General features: G+C 69.6%; 18 protein-coding genes. 14 read left to right on the top strand and 4 right to left on the bottom strand.

Annotated features, from left to right (window positions below; translation table 11 throughout):
• The first annotated feature begins 1 nt into the window (after position 1).
• The 9 genes from ABN611_RS09505 to ABN611_RS09545 all read left to right on the top strand — a co-directional run bounded on the left by ABN611_RS09505 (position 2) and on the right by ABN611_RS09545 (position 11,432).
• The gene (locus tag ABN611_RS09505; RefSeq protein ID WP_350279445.1) at positions 2 to 1,126 is read left to right on the top strand and encodes an aminotransferase class V-fold PLP-dependent enzyme; all 1,125 of its coding nucleotides are present in this window, start codon (positions 2 to 4) and stop codon (positions 1,124 to 1,126) included.
• Positions 1,127 to 1,136: 10 nt separating this feature from the next.
• Positions 1,137 to 2,531, top strand: a complete 1,395-nt coding sequence (locus ABN611_RS09510) for a hypothetical protein (RefSeq protein ID WP_350279446.1) — start codon at positions 1,137 to 1,139, stop codon at positions 2,529 to 2,531.
• Positions 2,531 to 3,346, top strand: coding sequence for a hypothetical protein (locus tag ABN611_RS09515; RefSeq protein WP_350279447.1), 816 nt, complete (start codon positions 2,531 to 2,533; stop codon positions 3,344 to 3,346). The genes ABN611_RS09510 and ABN611_RS09515 overlap by 1 nt, the downstream gene beginning before the upstream one ends.
• Positions 3,334 to 4,071, top strand: a complete 738-nt coding sequence (locus tag ABN611_RS09520) for a glycosyltransferase family protein (RefSeq protein WP_350279448.1) — start codon at positions 3,334 to 3,336, stop codon at positions 4,069 to 4,071. The genes ABN611_RS09515 and ABN611_RS09520 overlap by 13 nt, the downstream gene beginning before the upstream one ends.
• Before the next feature lie 38 nt (positions 4,072 to 4,109).
• Complete coding sequence (locus ABN611_RS09525; protein ID WP_350279449.1) at positions 4,110 to 4,946, top strand: class I SAM-dependent methyltransferase; 837 nt, start codon at positions 4,110 to 4,112, stop codon at positions 4,944 to 4,946.
• Positions 4,947 to 5,026: 80 nt separating this feature from the next.
• Positions 5,027 to 5,368, top strand: a complete 342-nt coding sequence (locus ABN611_RS09530; protein ID WP_350279450.1) for a DUF485 domain-containing protein — start codon at positions 5,027 to 5,029, stop codon at positions 5,366 to 5,368.
• Positions 5,365 to 7,005 carry a cation acetate symporter gene (locus ABN611_RS09535; protein ID WP_350279451.1) on the top strand — a complete coding sequence of 547 codons (1,641 nt, stop codon included), beginning with the start codon at positions 5,365 to 5,367 and terminating at the stop codon, positions 7,003 to 7,005. The genes ABN611_RS09530 and ABN611_RS09535 overlap by 4 nt, the downstream gene beginning before the upstream one ends.
• Before the next feature lie 190 nt (positions 7,006 to 7,195).
• Positions 7,196 to 10,774: a discoidin domain-containing protein gene (locus ABN611_RS09540; protein ID WP_350279452.1), complete on the top strand. Its 3,579-nt coding sequence runs from the start codon at positions 7,196 to 7,198 to the stop codon at positions 10,772 to 10,774.
• Positions 10,775 to 10,964: 190 nt separating this feature from the next.
• The gene (locus ABN611_RS09545) at positions 10,965 to 11,432 is read left to right on the top strand and encodes a hypothetical protein (protein ID WP_350279453.1); all 468 of its coding nucleotides are present in this window, start codon (positions 10,965 to 10,967) and stop codon (positions 11,430 to 11,432) included.
• A 95-nt stretch (positions 11,433 to 11,527) separates the two neighbouring features.
• Here ABN611_RS09545 and ABN611_RS09550 read toward each other — a convergent pair whose 3' ends face one another.
• Entirely contained in the window at positions 11,528 to 12,529 is a 1,002-nt protein-coding gene (locus tag ABN611_RS09550) for a winged helix-turn-helix domain-containing protein (RefSeq protein WP_350279454.1), read from the bottom strand.
• A 98-nt stretch (positions 12,530 to 12,627) separates the two neighbouring features.
• Between ABN611_RS09550 and ABN611_RS09555 the strand changes: the two genes are divergently transcribed.
• Positions 12,628 to 13,545 (top strand): superoxide dismutase, encoded by a 918-nt coding sequence (locus tag ABN611_RS09555; RefSeq protein ID WP_350279455.1) that lies wholly within the window; start codon positions 12,628 to 12,630, stop codon positions 13,543 to 13,545.
• A gap of 4 nt (positions 13,546 to 13,549) precedes the next feature.
• On the opposite strand, the gene ABN611_RS09560 is transcribed toward ABN611_RS09555, so the two are convergent.
• Positions 13,550 to 13,966 (bottom strand): MarR family transcriptional regulator, encoded by a 417-nt coding sequence (locus ABN611_RS09560; RefSeq protein WP_350281617.1) that lies wholly within the window; start codon positions 13,964 to 13,966, stop codon positions 13,550 to 13,552.
• 176 nt (positions 13,967 to 14,142) lie between these two features.
• Here ABN611_RS09560 and ABN611_RS09565 point away from each other — a divergent pair, with 176 nt between their 5' ends.
• Together ABN611_RS09565 and ABN611_RS09570 are read left to right on the top strand one after the other, a co-directional pair.
• Positions 14,143 to 15,315 carry an FAD-dependent oxidoreductase gene (locus ABN611_RS09565; protein ID WP_350279456.1) on the top strand — a complete coding sequence of 391 codons (1,173 nt, stop codon included), beginning with the start codon at positions 14,143 to 14,145 and terminating at the stop codon, positions 15,313 to 15,315.
• A gap of 14 nt (positions 15,316 to 15,329) precedes the next feature.
• Positions 15,330 to 16,265, top strand: coding sequence for a sigma-70 family RNA polymerase sigma factor (locus tag ABN611_RS09570; RefSeq protein ID WP_350279457.1), 936 nt, complete (start codon positions 15,330 to 15,332; stop codon positions 16,263 to 16,265).
• 1 nt (position 16,266) lies between these two features.
• Here ABN611_RS09570 and ABN611_RS09575 read toward each other — a convergent pair whose 3' ends face one another.
• A complete protein-coding gene (locus tag ABN611_RS09575) occupies positions 16,267 to 16,710 on the bottom strand; it encodes a hypothetical protein (protein ID WP_350281618.1) in 444 nt (147 codons plus the stop codon).
• A gap of 71 nt (positions 16,711 to 16,781) precedes the next feature.
• On the opposite strand from ABN611_RS09575, the gene ABN611_RS09580 reads away from it, so the two are divergent.
• A complete protein-coding gene (locus tag ABN611_RS09580; protein WP_350279458.1) occupies positions 16,782 to 17,114 on the top strand; it encodes a DUF402 domain-containing protein in 333 nt (110 codons plus the stop codon).
• A 51-nt stretch (positions 17,115 to 17,165) separates the two neighbouring features.
• Here the strand turns inward: ABN611_RS09580 and acs are convergent, their stop codons facing one another.
• Positions 17,166 to 19,100, bottom strand: coding sequence for an acetate--CoA ligase (acs, locus tag ABN611_RS09585; protein WP_350281619.1), 1,935 nt, complete (start codon positions 19,098 to 19,100; stop codon positions 17,166 to 17,168).
• Positions 19,101 to 19,424: 324 nt separating this feature from the next.
• Between acs and ABN611_RS09590 the strand changes: the two genes are divergently transcribed.
• Entirely contained in the window at positions 19,425 to 19,577 is a 153-nt protein-coding gene (locus ABN611_RS09590) for a hypothetical protein (RefSeq protein ID WP_350279459.1), read from the top strand.
• The last annotated feature ends 1 nt before the right edge of the window (position 19,578 follow it).

The following is a 19,578-nucleotide window of genomic DNA, read 5'->3' on the forward strand; positions in this document are numbered from 1 at the left end:
CGTGATTCCGTACGGACGCCAGTCGGTCTCGGAGGAGGACATCGAGGCCGTCACCGCCGTACTGCGCGGCGACTGGCTGACCACCGGCCCCACGGTCACCGCCTTCGAGCAGGCCGTCTCCGGCCTCGCCGGCGGCCACCGCGCGGTCAGCTGTACGTCGGGCACGGCCGCCCTGCACATCGCGTACGCCGCGCTCGGTGTCGGCCCCGGCGACGAGGTGATCACCACCCCGATGACCTTCGTAGCCACGGCCTCCTGCGCCGCGATGCTGGGCGCGAAGATCCTCTTCGCCGACATCGACTACGAAACCGGCCTGATCGACCCGAAGGCTGTGGACGCTCTCGTATCTGACCGGTCCAGGGTCATCGCGGCGGTCGACTACGCCGGCCAAGCCGCCGACTACGGCGCCTTGCAGCCGTTGGCCGATCGGGTCGGTGCAAAGACCTTGGCCGACGCCGCCCACTCGGTCGGCGGCACGGCGGACGGCCGGCCTGTCGGCGACCTCGCCGACGTCACCACGATGTCGTTCTTCCCGACCAAGAACCTGACCACCGGCGAGGGCGGCGCCGTCGTCTGCAAGGACCCCGCGATCGCGCAGCGCGCCCACGAGTTCCACTTCATCGGCCTCGTCCGCGACCCGGCGCGCTTCGAGATCACCGACGAGGGCCCGTGGCACCAGGAGGTCCACGAGTACGGCGTGAACTACCGCCTGACCGACCTCGGCGCCGCGCTCGGCCTGTCCCAGCTGCGCCGGCTCGCGGAGTTCAAGCGCCGCCGTACCGAGATCACCGCGCGTTACAACGCCGCCTTCGCCGGGGTCGACGGCCTGCGCACCCCGGTGCAACGCGACGGCGTCGACCCGATGTGGCACCTGTACCCGATCCGCGTCCTCGACGGCCGCCGCCGCGAGGTCTTCGAGCGGATGCGCGCGGCCGGGATCGGCGTCCAGGTCAACTACATCCCGGTGTACTGGCACCCGGTCTTCGCGCACCAGGGCTACCGGCGCGGCCTGTGCCCGAACGCCGAGCGGTACTACGCCGAGCAACTGTCCCTCCCGCTCTTCCCGGATCTCACCGACGGTGACGTCGACCGGGTGATCGAGACCCTGCTGCACCTGGTTGGCTAACTTGATGCATGTGACCCGATCGAACCTGGTCGGCGGGGAGTTGCTCAACTGGTCGGATCTGCACCCGGCCGACGCCCGCCCCGCGGCCGCCGGACCCGCAGCCGCAGCGCTCCTTGCTGCCGTCCTCCAGCCGGCCGACTCCGTCCTGATGGCCGGCCCTCACGCCGCCGACCTGACCGCTGCCGTCGCGTCGCAGGTGTCGTCGGTCGACCTGCTCGTCCGGTCGGCCCCGGATGCCGAGGAGCTCGCCGAGCTGCTGGACGACGCCAAGGGCCAGGTCTTCTGCGGGTCCCTCGACCGCTTCACCAGTGACGAGCAGTACGACGTGATCGTGGCGCTCGACGGCGTGGAACGGCTCGTCGGCCCCGACACCGCGACGCTGCCGTGGACCGAGGCCCTCGGACGCCTGACCGCACGCCTCCGGCCGGGCGGGCGATTGCTCCTGGGCGCGGAGAACGCGTTCGGCTTCCAGCGCCTGGTCCAGCCGGACATCACCGCGGCTCTCCCCCGCGACGAGGACTGGGGCCGGGACGTCGCCGACAGGGCGCCCGCCGGGCTGAAACCGTTGCAGGCCGCGCTCGACGGTCTGCAGGTCACGCAAACCTACGCGGTCTTCCCCTCGCTGGTGCAGGCCGACGTCGCGGTCACCTCGGTCGACGGTTTCGCGGCCGTGGTCGCGGCGCGGGCTGTTGCCTCGCGCAACGAGGGTCCGGTGCTGATGGACCCGTACCGCGTGGTGCTCGATGCAGCCGCGGCCGGGCTCGGCGTCGAGCTCGCGCCGGCCTGGTATTTCGTGATCGGCGCTTCCGGGCCCGAGGTGCTGCCGGACGGCGTGGTGCCGGCAGGCGAAGGTGTCCTGCTCGAGGAGCACCTGCTGACGGCCTTGCGGTCCGACGACCAGGCGGAGCTTCGGCGGGTGATTCCGGAGTACGTCGCCTGGTTGGGCGCGGGCGGTGCGGGGTCGCCCGACAACGTGATCCTGGACGGGACGTCGTACCGGCTGTTCGGGGAGCCGCAGGAGCTGGACGTCGTGCAGCACCTGGCGCGGTTCGCCCGCCGTACCCTGGAAAGTGGCTTCCGGCAACCATGGCCCGCGGCCGCCGACCCGCACGCGTTGACCGCGCGGCTCGCGTCGATGGCCGGAATCACCGTGCCGGCGCAGGATTTCACCCCCGACGAGGTCGTCCGCCCGCGCGGCAGCGCCGAACAGCTGGCCACCGTCGCCCGGCTCGCCGACGAGCTCGCGCACGCGAGCGCCCGGGCGATCCTGTTCGAAGGCACCGTCAGCGGCATCCGCCGCTCGCTCCCGTACCGCGTCGGCCACGCCGTGCTGAACCCTGCCCGGGTGATCCGCCGCCGGCTCAAGCGAGTACTCAGACTGGCACGGGGGAAGGTGCGCCGCTGATGCACCACGCGAACCACTTCTACGGGCACGCCAACATCATGGCGACGTACGCCGGGCTGCCGAAGCCGCCGCGGATCTGGGGTTACCTGCAGCACGGCTGGAACATCCTCGACGGGTTCGCGCACGGCACGAACTTCGCGCCGGGGATGCCGAAGTTCGTCTGGTCCGACAGCGTCCGCCGCCGCGGGCACGCGCTCGGCCTGCGCAACTACTCGGTGATCGGCTCGGTCTGGCTGTACCTGCTGAAGACCCACCCCGAGCTGGCGACGCCGTCGAAACGGGCCGCGGGCACCATCTTCTACCCGTTCCACGGCTGGGAGGGCCAGCACGTCCTCGGCGACCACGGCCGCATCGTTGCCTCGATCAACGAGCACGAGACCGGGCCGGTGACGGTCTGCCTGTACTGGAACGAGTACGAGAAGCCGGCCATCCGCAAGGTGTACGCCGACGCGGGCTTCCGGGTCATCACCCACGGTTACCGCGGCCTGCACTGGCGCCGGACCGACGCGAAGTTCCTGGTCAAGCAGCTGCGCGAACTCCGCAGGCACCAGCGGGTCGCCTCCAACCGGCTCAGCTCCGCGGTTCTGTACGGCGCCTCGCTCGGACTGCGGGCGGGGGTCTACGGTGATCCCATGGTGCTGGAGAACGAGCACCCGTCGTTCGGCGGTCAGGCGCGGATCAAGCGGCTGTGGCCCGAGATGGACCAGCCGTACGTCCCCGCGGCGGTTGCCCGTGAGTTCACCGACATCGAGCTGGGCGTCGACCACGTCGCCGGTCCGGCCGAGATCCGGGAGATGTTCCGATGGAACCCGTGAAGATCGGCATCGTCACGCAGGTCCGCGTGACCAGCACACGGCTGCCCGCCAAGGTGCTGCTGACGGTCGCCGGCCGTTCGTACCTCGAGCACCACCTCGACCGGCTGCGCCGCACCGGGCTGCCGGTGATCGTGGCCACCACCACCAACTTCAACGACGACCTCGTCGCCCAGCTGTGCGCCGAGGACGGGATCCCGGTGTTCCGCGGCAGCGAGGACGACGTGCTCAGCCGGTTCGCGGGGGCCGCCCGCGAGCACCAGCTGGACGCGATCGTCCGAGTCACCTCCGACTGCCCGCTGATCGACCCGGAGATCGTTGCCGCGGGCGTCGATCGCTGGCGGGCCGAGAACGACCCGGACCTGTACATCTCGAACTGTCTCGAACGCACCTACCCGCGCGGCATGGACTTCGAGATCTTCTCCGCGGCCCGGCTGTACGACGCCGAGGCGAACGCCACGCTGAAGGCCGACCGCGAACACGTCACGCCGTACCTGCACCAGAACCGGTCCGGCGAGATGCGGCTGCTGAACCTGCCGTGGTCCGGCGGTGGAGCGCAGTACCGGCTGACCTTGGACACCGCGGACGACTGGAAGTTGCTCGACGCCCTCATCGAGGACTTCGACGCGCCCCGGCTCAGCTGCGCCGAGCTGGTCGCGATCCTGGACGCGCACCCGGAGCTGGCCGCGCTGAACGCACACATCGAACAGAAGAAACTCGGCGAATAACAGGCCTGCCACTCGTCGCTACGGCATGATTTACGGTGATGACCACCAATGAGCCGGCCGGGGACTCCGGCGCCGCCCCGGACCACGGGCCGTCCGCCGCGCGGGCGAAGTCGTTCGGCGCGGTCGCGGCCGCGTACGAGGCGGGCCGGCCGTCGTTCCCGGTCGAGGCGCTGACCTGGATCCTCGGCCCCGGCCGCGGGCTGCAGGTGCTCGACCTGGGCGCCGGCACCGGCAAGCTCGGCGCGGTCGCCGCCGAGCTCGGGCACCACGTGATCGCGGTCGACCCGTCGCCGGAGATGCTCGCGGTCTGCCGCCGGCAGCACGGTCTCGACACCATGGTCGGCGCGGCGGAGTCGATCCCGCTCGCGCACGCGTCGGTGGACGCGGTGATCGTCGGGCAGGCGTTCCACTGGTTCGACCACGCCCGCGCGCTGCCGGAGATCGCCAGGGTGCTGCGCCCGAACGGCGTCCTCGGCCTGCTCTGGAACAACGCCGACACCGTGGTGCCCTGGGTGCGCCGGATCTTCCAGGTGGTGCAGGGCGACGGTTTCGGCGGCAGCGACCGATTCGAGCCGGTGCCGGTGCTCGAGGAGTCGAACCTGTTCACGATGATCGAGCAGGCCCGGTTCCGGCACTGGCACGACCTGGACCGCAACGGCCTGCGGCAGCTGGCGCAGTCGCACTCGGCCGTCGCGATCCTCAAGGAGACCCGGCGCGAGCAGGTCCTGGACCAGATCGACCTGATCTACGACCACACCGCCCGGCCCCCGGAGCCGCTGCGGATGCCGTACCTGACCGGCTGCTACCGCGCCCACCCGAGCGAGTTCGCGAACTACCGCCGTACCGTCGACGGCCCGGTCGCACCGCACCTCTGAGAACTTTTTGATTGCGGTGGGTCACAAAACCGGCATCGGGCCGCTAACGTGCACGGGGTCGGTCCAGTGAAGGGGATCTCATGGACGAGGATGTGGTGCGCGAGCGGGACGCCCGCGCGTACGAAGCGGTGCACGAGGCGGCCGACTTCACCGAGCTGAAGCGGCGCTACAAGAACTTCGTGGTGCCGTGGACGATCGCCTTCATGGCGTGGTACCTGGCGTACGTCGCCTGCAACAACTGGGCCCGGGACTTCATGAGCCGCGAACTGATCGACCACGTCAACGTGGCGCTGGTCTTCGGCCTGCTGCAGTTCGTGTCGACGTTCGTGATCGCGGCGCTCTACGGGAGGTTCGCCAACCGCAAGCTCGACCCGCTGGCGCACGGCCTGAACGCCAAGTACAAGAGGGAGCGCCGCCGGTGAACTCGCAGCTGATCAGTCTCGCCGCCGAGCCCGGCAACCGGGCGCTGACGATCTCCCTGTTCAGCGCGGTCGTCGCCGTGACGCTGTACATCACCTGGTGGGCGTCCCGGCAGAACAAGACGGCCGCCGACTACTACGCCGGCGGCCGCCAGTTCAGCGGCGCGCAGAACGGTCTCGCCGTCGCGGGCGACTACATGTCCGCGGCGTCGTTCCTCGGCATCTCCGGCCAGATCGCCCTCTACGGGTACGACGGTTTCCTGTACTCGATCGGCTTCCTGGTGGCCTGGCTGGTCGCGCTGCTGCTGGTCGCCGAGCTGCTGCGGAACTCGGGCCGCTTCACGATGGCCGACCAGCTCGCGTTCCGGATGAAGCAGAAGCCGGTCCGGACCGCGGCCGCGACCTCGACGATCGTGGTCTCGATCTTCTACCTGCTGGCCCAGATGGTCGGCGCCGGCTCGCTGGTCGGACTCCTGCTCGGGGTGACGAACGAGGGTCTCAAGGCGGCCGTCATCGTGCTGGTCGGCGCGCTGATGATCGTCTACGTGACGATCGGCGGCATGAAGGGCACCACCTGGGTGCAGATCGTGAAGGCCGTGCTGCTGATGACCGGCACCGTGCTGATCACGTTCCTGGTGCTGCTGAAGTTCAACTTCAACATCGCCGACCTGCTCGGCTCGGCCGCCGACAAGTCCGGCAAGGGCGACGCATTCCTGCAGCCCGGCCTGCTGTACGGCAAGGACCTCGTCGGCCAGATCGACTTCCTGTCCCTCGGCCTCGCGCTCGTCCTCGGTACGGCGGGCCTGCCGCACATCCTGATCCGCTTCTACACGGTTCCGGACTCGCGCTCCGCGCGGCGGTCGGTGCAGTGGGCGATCGGCCTGATCGGCGCGTTCTACCTGATGACGCTGGCCCTCGGGTTCGGCGCCGCGGCGCTGCTGGACACCGGTACCGGGTCGGCGGTCGAGACGTCGAAGGGAAACGTGGCCTCGCCGCTGCTGGCCGAGTCCGTCGGCGGCGGCGCCGATTCGACCGGCGGCGCGATCCTGCTCGCGCTGATCGCGGCGGTCGCCTTCGCGACGATCCTCGCGGTGGTGGCCGGGCTGACGCTGACGTCGGCGTCGTCGTTCGCGCACGACCTGTACGCCAACGTGATCGCCAAGACCAAGCCGTCCGAGAAGCAGGAAGTGCGGATGGCGCGGTTCGCGGCGATCGGGATCGGCGCGGTCGCGATCGGGCTGGCGATCCCGGCGCAGAAGCTGAACATCGCGTTCCTGGTCGCGCTGGCGTTCGCGGTCGCGGCCTCGGCGAACCTGCCGGCGCTGCTGTTCAACCTGTTCTGGAAGCGGTTCAACACGTCAGGCGCGATCTGGAGCATCTACGGCGGGCTGATCTCGGCGGTCGTGCTGGTGATCTTCTCGCCGGTGGTGTCGGGCAACGGCGACAAGTCGATGATCACCGGCGCGGACTTCCACTGGTTCCCGCTGTCGAACCCGGGCATCGTGTCGATCCCGGTCGGCTTCCTGTTCGGCGTGCTCGGCACGTACCTCGGCAAGGACCGGTCCAGCGAGGCCCGGTACAACGAGCTCTCGGTGCGCGCGCTCACCGGCGCCGGCGCGGAGGGTCCCGCCAAGCACTGACGTCCTTGTCTGGAAGGGCCGGCTCGCAGCACGCGAGCCGGCCCTTTCTCGTTGTCCCCGAACCGTTGACGCTGCGGCGGACGTGCCGTAACAATGAGCCAACGCCGTGCAAGATTTGAGCAAACTATAGAAAGTTTTGAACTCCTCCTGTGCGGCGGATCTTCCCTGTCCCGCCCACCAGGAGAGGCCCATGCGTATTCCGCGATGGCGGTTGCTGACCGCCTTGCTCGCCGCGAGTCTTGCGGCGGCACCACTCGTCCGGCCGGCACCCGCCGCGCAGGCCGCCGTACTCGCCGGACCCAATCTCGCCGCCGGCAAACCCGCGGCGGCCAGCAGCGTCACCCAGAACTACGTCGCGTCGAACGTGACCGACGGCAACCAGGGCAGCTACTGGGAGAGCGCGAACAACGCGTTCCCGCAGTGGGTGCAGGTCGACCTCGGCGCCTCGGTCGCGACCAACCAGGTCGTGCTCAAGCTGCCGACCGCGAACTGGGGCGCCCGCGACCAGACCCTCGCGATCCAGGGCAGCACCGACGGGCAGAACTTCACCGACCTGTCCGCGCCCACCGCCCGGACGTTCAGCCCGCCGAACAACACCGTGACGATCGACTACGGCACCGCCACCACGCGGTACGTCCGGGTCCGGGTCACCGCCAACACCGGCTGGCCGGCGGGCCAGCTGTCCGAGCTCGAGGTCTACGGGCCCGCGACCGGTGACACCCAGGCTCCTACCGCCCCGGGCAGCCTGGCCCTCACCGAACCCGGCGCCGGGCAGATCAAGCTGACCTGGAACGCGGCGACCGACAACGTCGGCGTCACCGGGTACGACGTGTACGCGAACGGCCAGCTGCGGACCAGTGTGGCCGGCACCGTGCTGACCTACACGGACAACCAGCCGGCGAACGTGTCGGTGGCGTACTACGTCCGCGCGAAGGATGCCGCCGGCAACCAGTCGCCGAACAGCAACACGGTGACCCGGAACGGCAGCGGCGGCGTGGGCAGCAACCTGGCGCTGAACAAGCCGATCAGCGCGTCTGGGTTCGTGCACACGTACGTCGCGAAGAACGCCAACGACGACAACGTCACGACGTACTGGGAGGGCAACGCGAACCCGGCGACGCTGACCACGGAGCTGGGTTCCAACGCCGACCTCAGCTCGGTCGTGGTGCGGCTGAACCCGGACCCGGTCTGGGGGCCGCGGACGCAGACGTTCTCGATCCTCGGTCGGGAGCAGAGCTCGTCGGCGTTCAGCACGATCGTCGGGTCGGCGTCGTACGACTTCAACCCGGCGAGCGGGAACAGCGTGACGATCCCGGTCAGCGCGCGGGTGGCCGACGTCCGGCTGAGCTTCACCGGGAACACCGGTGCGCCCGCCGGCCAGGTCGCGGAACTGCAGGTGCTCGGCGTCCCGGCACCGAACCCGGACCTGACGCTCTCCGGGGTGTCCTGGACGCCGACGTCGCCGGTCGAGACCGACGCGATCACGGTCCGCGCGACGGTGACCAACGGCGGGACGGGCGGCTCCGCGGCAACCGACGTGAACTTCTACCTCGGCGAGACCAAGGTCGGTACGGCGGCCGTCGGCGCGCTCGCGGCCGGAGCGTCTGCGACGGTCAGCGCGACGATCGGTGCGCGGGACGCGGGCTCGTACGCGTTGAGCGCGAAGGTGGACGAGGCCAACGCGGTGATCGAGCAGAACGACGGGAACAACACGGCTCAGGCCTCCGGGCCGCTGGTCGTGACGCCGGTGGCAAGCTCGGACCTGGTCGCGGCCGCGGTGAACTGGACGCCGGGGAACCCGACGGCCGGCAACTCGGTGGCCTTCTCGGTCGCGGTGAAGAACCAAGGCAGCGTCGCCTCTGCGGCTGGTGCGCACGGGATCACGCTGACGGTGCTGAACGGGTCGTCGGTGGTGGCGACGCTGACCGGCTCGTACAACGGGTCGATCGCGGCCGGGGCGACGACGCCTGCTGTTGCTCTGGGCAACTGGACGGCCGCGAACGGCCGCTACACGGTGCGCGTCGTACTGGCGGACGACGCGAACGAGTTGCCGGTGAAGCGGACGAACAACACGAGCGAGCGGCCGCTGTTCGTCGGCCGGGGCGCGAACATGCCGTACGACCATCTCGAGGCGGAGGACGCCTCGGTCGGCGGTGGCGCGGCCGTCGTCGGGCCGAACCGGACGATCGGCGACCTCGCCGGTGAGGCGTCCGGGCGGCGCGCGGTGACGCTGAACACTAACGGCGCGTACGTCGAGTTCACCACGCGGGCATCGACGAACACGCTGGTCACGCGCTTCTCGATCCCGGACTCCGCGGGTGGCGGCGGGCAGTCGTCGTCGCTGAGCGTCTACGTGAACGGGACCTTCGCGAAGTCGTTGCCGCTGACGTCGAAGTACTCGTGGCTTTACGGTGCGGAGGCGTCGCCGAACAACTCGCCGGGGTCAGGCCCGGCGCGGCACATCTACGACGAGGCGAACCTGATGTTCGACCAGACGTACCCGGCCGGGACGAAGATCCGGCTGCAGAAGGATCCGGCGAACACGACGACGTACTCGATCGACTTCGTCGACACCGAGGCCGTGACCGCACTGCCGAACCCGGGAGCCGGGTTCGTGACGCCGGCCGGGTTCACGCACCAGGACGTGCAGAACGCGCTCGACCGGGTGCGGCAGGACACCACGCTGCAGGGCGTGTACCTGCCGGCGGGTGAGTACCAGACGTCGTCGAAGTTCACCATCTACGGGCGGGCCGTGAAGGTCGTCGGGGCCGGGCCGTGGTTCACCCGGTTCGTGGCGCCGCAGAACCAGTCGAACACCGACGTCGGGTTCGACGCGCAGTCGTCGGCGAACGGGTCGACGTTCAGCGGGTTCTCGTACTTCGGGAACTACGACAGCCGCAACGACGGGCCGGGGAAGGTGTTCAACTTCGCGGGGACGTCGAACATGACGATCGACAACCTGTGGGTCGAGCACCAGATGTGCCTGTACTGGGGCGCGAACACCGACAACTCGGTGATCCGGAACACCCGGATCCGGAACACGTTTGCGGACGGCGTGAACATGACGAACGGTTCCTCCGGAAACACCGTCAGCAACAACGAGGCACGCTCGACCGGGGACGACAGCTTCGCGCTGTTCAACGCCACGGACAACGGTGGCGGCGAGGTCCGGGACAACGTTTTCGAGAACCTGTCCGCGATGCTCACCTGGCGGGCCGCCGGGTTCGCCGTCTACGGCGGGACGAACAACGTTTTCCGAAACCTGTACGCCGCGGACATGCTGACGTACCCGGGCATCACGATCAGCTCGCTGGACTTCGGCATCCCGATGAACGGCTTCGGCGCGACGCCGCCGACGCAGTTCCAGAACGCGTCCGTGGTCCGCGCCGGGGGGCACTTCTGGGGGAACCAGACGTTCCCCGGCGTGTGGATCTACTCCGCCACGAAGGTGTTCCAGGGCATCCGGGTCTCGGACCTGGACGTCGTCGATCCGACGTACTCCGGGATCATGTTCCAGACCGACTACGTCGGCGGCAACCCGCTCTTCCCGGTCGCCGACACGATCTTCACCAACACCACGATCTCCGGCGCCCGCAAGTCCGGCGACGCCTTCGACGCCAAGTCCGGCTACGCCATCTGGGCCAACGAACTCCCCGAACCAGGCGAAGGCCCCGCGCGCGGCGAGGTCACCTTCAACAACCTCACCCTCACCAACAACGCGGTGGACATCCACAACCCCACCACAACCTTCACCATCCACCGCAACTAACCCGAACCGGGGCCGCCGGAACAACCACCCGGCGGCCCCTCCCAATCTGCCCCACCCTGCCCCGAGATGCCCCGGTGTCACACCCGTGACACCGGGGTCACGCGTGTGAAGCTCATGCCTTGTCACTCAACAGGGCGGGAAAATGCCGATCCACGTGTTCGTAGACGAGATCAAATCCAGAGGATTCCTGATGGCCGCCGCACACTGTGCGGCCGACGATGTCGCAGTCAATCGAAAGGCGCTACGGAGCCTGTTGCTGCCGGGGCAGGAACGCTTGCACTTCCGCAGTGAGAACAACCAGCAGCGTAAGAAGATCCTGCGGGTCGTGGCCGACCTTCGGTTGATCGTCGATCTGTACGCCGTCAGCACGAACTCGCACGAGGCCCGGAGGCGCTGCCTCGACGCGATCGTCCGGGACGTCGCGGGCTCGGCGGAGCGTCTGGTGATCGAGCGCGACGATTCGACGTACGAGCACGACCGCCGTTGCCTGCGCGAGGCGGCCCGGCGGTTCGGGTGTCACGAGACGCTGCGCTGGGACGTTCTGGCGGCGAAAGCCGATCCGTTGCTCTGGATCCCGGACGCGGTCGCGTGGAGTTGGGTGCGAGGCGGCGAGTGGAAGCGGTCCGTGGCGCCGTTCTGCCAACTCAAGGAGCCCTGACAGCGCGAAACCCGGCTCGTCCACCGTCCGGAGGGCTGCCGGGTTCACTTCCAAGGGACTCATGTCCCAGGGCAAGACCAACTATAGCTGGGGAATCAGGGGTTGGGGACGGATTTTGGTATCTGCCCTGGGATGCCCCTGGATTCCCCGGTGAGGAGGGGGTGGGCGGTGGGGGTTAGGGCGTGGAGGGCGGTGCCTTGGGTTCGGTGGGTGGTTATGAGGCCTGCCGCTCGGAGGACTCGGGTGTGTTCGGAGGTGGAGGCCGGGGAGATGCCTACGCGGCGGGAGAGTTGGGTTGTGGTGGCGGGGTAGGTGAGGGAGCGGAGTACGGCGGCGCGGGTTCGGCCCAGGAGGTCCGCGAGGGCGTCGGCCGTGGTGGGGTCCTGGTCGGCGGCGGGGAGGTCGGCGCACGGGTAGACGAGGACGGGGCGGCGGTCGGAAGCGTCCAGCAACAGGCAGTTCGTGACCAGCGGGGACGGGTAGAGCTCGAGGCCGCGACCCTCGAGGTGTACGTCGTCGACCCAGTCGTCGGACACCCCATGAGTGGTGAGGACCGGATCGCACCACTCGACGTCCGGATGCAGCGACGACAGCAGCGCGTCGACTCCCCCGTGCAGCACCGCGCGCGACCGGATCCCGAGTTCGGCGCCGTACCGCTGGTACAGCTCCCCCGACGACGGCACCAGTACCTCCTGGTGGAACTCCCGCACGGCAGTCCCCAGCGCCCGCCGCGACCCAGCACGTCCGTCGAGCAGCCCACGCATGTACCGGTCGATGTCCGGCGGCAACCACGGTTCCAACTGGTCCCGGATCACATCGGCCGGCGTCTCCGTCAAAGCCTCGACCGCGGCCTCCAGCCCCTCCCCCTCCGCGATCAGGAAACCCGGAAACAGCCCGTTCGGCGAGATCAGCTTGAACAGCGGCCGCATCGACCCCTGCACCCGCGGCGCCGCCGTACGACGCCATCGCCGTACGGCCGGCCACACCGTCCGGTCGCTCAGCGCGCGGGCCGCGAGCGTGGCCTCCCACAGCGGATGCGGCTCGGCCGGGAACGTGACCCGGCCCCGGTCCGCGGCGGTGAAGTGGATCCGGATCATCCCCCGATTGTGACCGCCACCGCGGCTCCGGCACAGACCTCTTCGGCTGAGACCGAATCCGGTCGCGGCGCACCGCGGTACCCGCTGACGCTGGCCCGATGAAACGTCTGGCATTCCTCAGCGTCCTGATCCTCGCGGCGGCGACCCCGATGACCACAGCCAACGCCACCTCCGTCCACCGGCCGACGCAGTACGTCGTCTCGAACACGCCGGGTGACACGCCCGAAGGGATCGAGGTGACGCGCGACGGCACGATGTACGTGACGAGCGTCGGCACCGGCGCGGTGTACCGCGGCAACACGCGCTCGCCGAAGCTCAGTCTGTTCCTGCCGCCCGGTTCGGACGGACGTACGTCGGCCACCGGCGTGCACGTCGACCGCTGGGGCCGTGTCCTGGTGGCGGGAGCGAGCACGTCGAAGCTGTTCCTGTACGACGCCGGCGGTCGGCTGCTCGACGTACAGCACTCGGCGGAAGGCGCGTTCCTCAACGACTTCACGATCGTGGGCGACGCCGTGTACGTGACGGATTCCGCGCACAATCAGGTCTGGCGGGCGCCGCTCACCCGCGCCGGTCTCGGCAAGCTCGAGCCATGGATCACCCGCGACCGGATCCAGCCGAAACCGTATTTCCTGAACGGGATCGTCACCGACGGGCGGGTGCTCCTGGTTGGCGAGCAGGGGCAGGACGTCACGTACCGGATCGACCTGCGCACCAAGCAGGTGAGCGTGCTGGACGTTCCGAACGGCATCTTGTCCGGCGACGGCTATCTGCTCGAGGGACACAGGTTGTACGCCGTCCACAACGCGGGCGGCGGGAAGTACGTCACCAGGCTCGCGATCCTGAACGACGACCTCACCGCGGCGACGCTTGTCGCAGACTCCACTCCGGGTGCCGCCGGAGCCACCCCCACGACAATCGCCCGCGACCGCGGCCGCCTCCTGTGGGTCAACAGCCAGCTGGACATGGCCCCCGGCACACCGCCGTACACCGTCAGCGTCGTCCCCGGCCTGCGGTAACTGGTCAGAGGTCGTCGGTTACGCGGGCCAGGATCGTGCCGGCTTGGAGGACCAGGGTGCGTTCGGAGTCGTCGAGGCGGTCGAGGAGTTTGGCGAGTTCTTCGGCTGCTTGGCGGCCGGAGGCCTCGACCGTCGCGGCGCCGGCGTCGGTGAGTACGACGGCGGTCGCGCGGCCGTCGACCGGGTCGGCCTCGCGGCGGACCAGACCGGCCTCCTCGAGCGCGGCGACCGTGGTGGTCGCGGTCGGCTGGGAGCACGGTACCCGGGTGGCGATCTCGCCGATCCGGATCGGCTGCTCGTCGGCGATCAGCATCAGCGCCAGGAACTGCGTCGGATGCATGAGCGTGGTGGTCCTGCTCCGGCGCAGGTGCCTGACGATCCGGTGCATGCTGACCAGCAGCTGCAACGCCTCCTGCGCCATCGTGATCACCTCCGTAGGGAAGCGCCATAGTGGCACAGCGATCCAAACTTCTCCTACCGCGCCACGACCTCGGATTTCCGGCGCTGTGACCGAGGCCATACGGCGACGCTGTCAGGGATCGGGCGGCTGTCTCGCTCAACTCCGCGAGAGGCAACCGAACCGACAGGAGCAACCGGATGAAGCACCGCATCGTCGTCCTCGGCGCCGGCTACGCAGGGGCCTACGTCGCCGGCAACCTGGCCCGTCGGCTGTCCCGGGCCGACACCGAGATCACCGTGGTCAACGCCGAGCCTGACTTCGTCCAGCGGCTGCGGCTGCATCAGCTCGCGCTCGGCCAGAAGGTCGCGACCCTGCAGCTCACCGACGCGTTCGCCGGTACCGGGATCCAGCTCCGTCTCGCCCGGGTCACCGCCGTCGATCCCGAGCGCCGCGTCGTCGCCGTCGCTGATTCCGGCGGAGGCGGCGAGCTCGGCTACGACACGCTCGTCTACGCGCTCGGCAGCCACGGCGACAACACCGGCCTGCCGGGCGCGGCGGAGTACGCCTTCGACATCGCGAGCCGCCCGTCGGCGTTGCGCCTGCGCGAGCGTCTGGAACGGCTTGGCGAGCAAGGAAACGTCGTGATCATCGGCGACGGGCTGACCGGGATCGAGACCGCTGCCGAGGTCGCCGAGTCCCGGCCTGACCTGTCCGTCACGCTCATCGCCCGCGGCGAACTGGGCGCCCGGCTCTCCAACGCTGCGCGGGAGCATCTGCGCCGGACGTTCGCCCGGCTCGGCGTACGCGTCCTCGAGCACACGACCGCAGAAGCCGTCGAGGCCGAGCGGGTCCTGTGTGCGGACGGAGTGGTGCTTGCGTCGGACGCGACAGTGTGGACGGCCGGGTTCGCAGTCGACCCGATCGCGGCGGAGGCCGGCTTGGAGGTCACCGCGAACGGGCGGATCGTCGTCGATCGCACGATGCGGTCGGTGTCGCATCCGGAGGTGTACGCGGTCGGCGATGCCGCGTACGCCGTCGGAGACAACGGCCGGCCGCTGCCGATGTCGTGCGCGTCGGCCGGGTACACGGGCATGCAGGCGGTCGTCGCGATCATCGGACGCCTGACCGGTCGCGAGGTACGCCGTACCAAGCTGTTGTACTACGGCAACCACATCAGCCTCGGGCGGCGCGACGGGATCGTGCAGCTGGTCGACGGCGCGGGCGTGGCGAAACCGAAGTACACCGGCGGCCGTACTGCGGCGCGGATCAAGGCCGGCATCGTCAGAACGTCGCTCTGGGCAACGGCACATCCGACCTTCGGCCTGCCGAGGCGGAGGTACCGCGTGTCTCCGCAGCCGGCGCGTGTCTGACTAGGGTCAGGTACGTGGACAGCACCGCCGTCGAGCACTTCGAGGCCAGCCGGAGCCGGTTGGCCTCGTTGGCGTACCGGCTGCTGGGATCGGCCGTCGATGCCGAGGACGCCGTACAGGAGGCGTTCCTGCACTGGCAGGCCGCCGACCGGGACCGGATCAAGGTGCCGGAGGCGTGGCTGACCAGGATCGTCACGAACTTGTGCCTCGACCGGTTGCGCTCGGCGCAGTACCGCCGGGAGCGCGTCGTCGGCGGCTGGCTGCCCGAACCGCTGCTCGATGGCGACCCGATGCTCGGTCCGGCCGACACGGTCGAGCAGCGCGAGTCGGTGTCGCTGGCGATGCTGACCTTGCTGGAGCGCCTGACGCCGGTGGAACGCGCTGTCTACGTTCTGCGCGAAGCGTTTTCCTACAGTCATGCCGAGGTGGCCGGAATCCTCGACGTGTCGGAATCCGCGAGCCAGCAGCACCTGCACCGTGCGCGGCACCGGATCACGGCCGCCCGCCGTCGCGGCGAGGTCGACCCGGCGGCCGCGCGCGGCATCGTCGAGGAGTTCCTCGCTGCCGCGTCCTCGGGCCGCACGGAACGGCTGGTTGCCCTGCTCACCGATGACGCGACCGCGCTCTCCGACGGCGCCGGTCTGACCGCGACCCTGCAGCGCTACGACACCCCGCAGCGGATCGCGGCGATCGCGCGGGGCGGGTTCAAGCCCACGCCCGCGAAGCGCCGCTTCGCCGGCGGCACGCCGGCCGTCCACTACGCGGTCGTCAACGGCGGGCCCGCGATCCTCTTCGTGGTCGAGGAGCGGGTCGTCGGCGCCGTGACGTTCGACATCGCCCACGGCAGGATCGCCACGGTGCGCGGGATCGCGGCGCCAGCCCGGCTCACTCGCCTCGCCGACGCCTGGCGCCGGCACGAACCGGAGCCACCGCTGATCACCGAGTGGTGATTCAGAGCCGGGTGGCGACGACGCCGAGCGCGAACGCGGACCCGGCGAGCGCGAGCATCGTGGTCGCCAGGCGGGTCAGGCGGCGCTGCAGGACCGGGAGCTCAGCGGCGGTGGCGAACACCCGCTGCGGCCAGTGGCGCCAGGACACGTACCAGAAGATGCCGGACGCGATCAGGAGCAGCAGGGCTTTGGTCGCATGCAGCACCCAGTCGTCGCGGTCGATCAGCAACAGGCCGACGCCGGTCAGCGCGATCACTCCGATGAGCCCGACCACTTTCCACCGGTTGCCCGAAGCAATCACCGCCGTCAGTGCCTCGCGCCCGTCCCGGTCCGCGCCGAAGTACCGCTTCAACTTCGGCTGCACCACGAACAACGAGTACGCCATCCCCCCGACCCACCCCGCAGCCAGCCCGGCATGCACCACCACCAGCACCACCGCCGCCATCTCCACGCGTACGACGGTAAAGCCCGTCAGGGTGCAGCGCGCTACGAAGGGGTGCGCTGACGAAGCCGGCTGTGTTCGAGGGGGCGGTCGAAGGATGGTGGTACGTCGACGTGGTGGAGATCGGGCGGGACGAGCGCGGGCTGGTCGTGCGTGACTTGTACGTCGATTTCCTGATTCCGCCGGCGGTGAATCGGTACCAGATCCTGGATCTGGACGAACTGTCCGACGCGGTCAGGGACGGGCAGCTGACGGCTGCGCAGTGCGCCGACGTTCTGACGACCACTCAGCGGTTCATCAACCGCTATCTGCGCGGTCCCGAGGAAGGCCCGAACGGTCCGTCCAGCGTTTTCCCGCCGCCGGAAGTCACGGCGCTGGAGGAGTTTCCGCCGTTTCCGCAGCGGTAGCCAACAGGCCCCCGGCGGCGTGCCGGGGGCCTGCGGGGAGCGGTGGCGGAATCAGTCCTCGTCGGACTTGCCGGACTCCAGGTTGGACTTGATCAGGTCCATGACGGTCGAGTCGGCGAGCGTGGTCACGTCGCCGACCTCGCGGTTCTCGGCGACGTCGCGGAGCAGCCGGCGCATGATCTTGCCGGAGCGGGTCTTCGGGAGCTCCGAGACGACCATGATCTGGCGCGGCTTGGCGATCGGGCCGATCTCCTTGGCGACGTGGTTGCGCAGCTCCTGCACCACGTCCGGCCCGCCGTCACCGGCCTCCGAGCGGAGGATGACGAAGGCGGCGATCGCCTGACCGGTCGTCGGGTCGGACGCGCCGACCACGGCGGCCTCGGCGACCTTCGGGTGCGAGACCAGCGCGGACTCGATCTCGGTCGTCGACAGCCGGTGCCCGGACACGTTCATCACGTCGTCGACCCGGCCCAGCAGCCACAGGTCGCCGTCCTCGTCCTTCTTCGCGCCGTCACCGGCGAAGTACACGCCCGGCCAGCGCGACCAGTACGTGTCGACGAACCGCTGGTCGTCGCCCCACAGCGTGCGGAGCATCGCCGGCCACGGCTTGGTGATGACCAGGTAGCCGCCGGAACCGTTCGGCACCGGCTTGCCCGCGTCGTCGACGACGTCGACGTTCACGCCCGGGATCGCCTTCATCGCGGCGCCGGGCTTGCCGGCGGTCACGCCCGGCAGTGGCGAGATCATGTGCATCCCGGTCTCGGTCTGCCACCAGGTGTCGACGACCGGCGCCTTGTTCCCGCCGATGTGCTCGCGGTACCAGACGTAGGCCTCCGGGTTGATCGGCTCGCCGACCGACCCGATCACCCGCAGCGACGACAGGTCGAACTTCGCCGGGATGTCGGCGCCCCACTTCATGAAGGTCCGGATCGCGGTCGGGGCGCAGTACAGGATCGAGACCTTGTACTTCTGGACGATCTCCCACCAGCGGCCCTGGTGCGGGGTGTCCGGCGTGCCTTCGTACATCACGGAGGTGGTCGCGTTCGCGAGCGCGCCGTACACGATGTAGCTGTGCCCGGTCACCCAGCCGATGTCGGCCGCGGTCCAGTACACGTCGGTGTCCGGCTTGAGGTCGAACACACCCCACTGCGTGTACGCCGTGCCGACGAGGTACCCGCCCGTGGTGTGCAGGATGCCCTTCGGCTTGCCCGTCGTACCCGACGTGTACATCACGTACAGCGGGTGCTCGGCGTCGAACGCCTCCGGGGTGTGCTCGGTCGACTGCTTGCCGACGAAGTCCTCCCACCACAGGTCGCGGCCCTCGACGATGTTCGTCTCCTGGCCGGTGCGCTTCACGACCAGGACGTTCCGGACGTCGGGGCAGTCCTCGAGCGCGGCGTCGACGGCCGGCTTCAGCGCGGCGGGCGCGCCGCGGCGGTAGCCGCCGTCCGACGTGATCACGACGCGCGCGTCGCAGTCCTGGATGCGGCCCTTCAGCGCGTCCGCGGAGAAGCCGCCGAACACCACCGTGTGCGGGGCGCCGATCCGCGCGCAGGCGAGCATCGCGACAACGGTTTCGGGGATCATCGGCATGTAGATCGCGACCCGGTCGCCGGCCTTCACCCCGAGCTCGAGCAGCGCGTTCGCGGCCTGGCAGACCTCGTCCTTGAGCTGCGCGTAGGTGATCTCGCGGGTGTCACCGGGCTCACCCTCGAAGTAGTAGGCGATCTTGTCGCCGAGACCGTTCTCGACGTGCCGGTCGAGGCAGTTGTACGCCGCGTTCAGCTTGCCGTCGGCGTACCACTTCGCGAACGGCGGGTTGCTCCAGTCCAGCGTCTGGGTCGGCTCGGTGGCCCAGGTCAGCCGCTTGGCCTGCTCCGCCCAGAACCCCTCGAAGTCGGCCGCGGCCTGGTCGTAGGCGTCCGCCGTGAGGTTCGCGTTCGCGGCCAGGTCGGCGGGCGGCTCGAACCGGCGCTCCTCGTGCATCAGGTTCGACAGCGCCTCAGACTGGGCCTCGGTCTGGGCCTCGGACTGGGGTGACTCTGCATTCGTCACGTCGACGACTCCTCCTCGCTGGCTTCGGCGCGCCGGCGCGCCCGGTTACCTTTCTACCAACGCTGCCCGCCAGTGGGAACCGGCGTATCGCCCAGCCGCGCCGAATCTGCGCCGAACAGGCGCCTGTACCGGCTGACCGGGCGGGTACGACGACCGGCGGGCGCCGCGGCACGGCGGACGGTCGGATTCGGCGCCGGGGTAGGGAATTTCGGCGTACGGCGGAACCAACCGGGCGGATCGTGCATCGGAGTTGATGTGAACCCGATGCAGCCGACCGCGCAGATGCCGACCGCCGTCACCGAGGAGCGCCGGAAGATCTCCCGCGCCGCCCGCCGCCGCGTTCACGCCCGCGAGCTGCGCGTCCGCCGTACCCAGAAGGACGCCCGCGCCCAACTGCCCGTCTGGTGAC

The organism is Kribbella sp. HUAS MG21, from assembly GCF_040254265.1.
Classification (GTDB): domain Bacteria; phylum Actinomycetota; class Actinomycetes; order Propionibacteriales; family Kribbellaceae; genus Kribbella.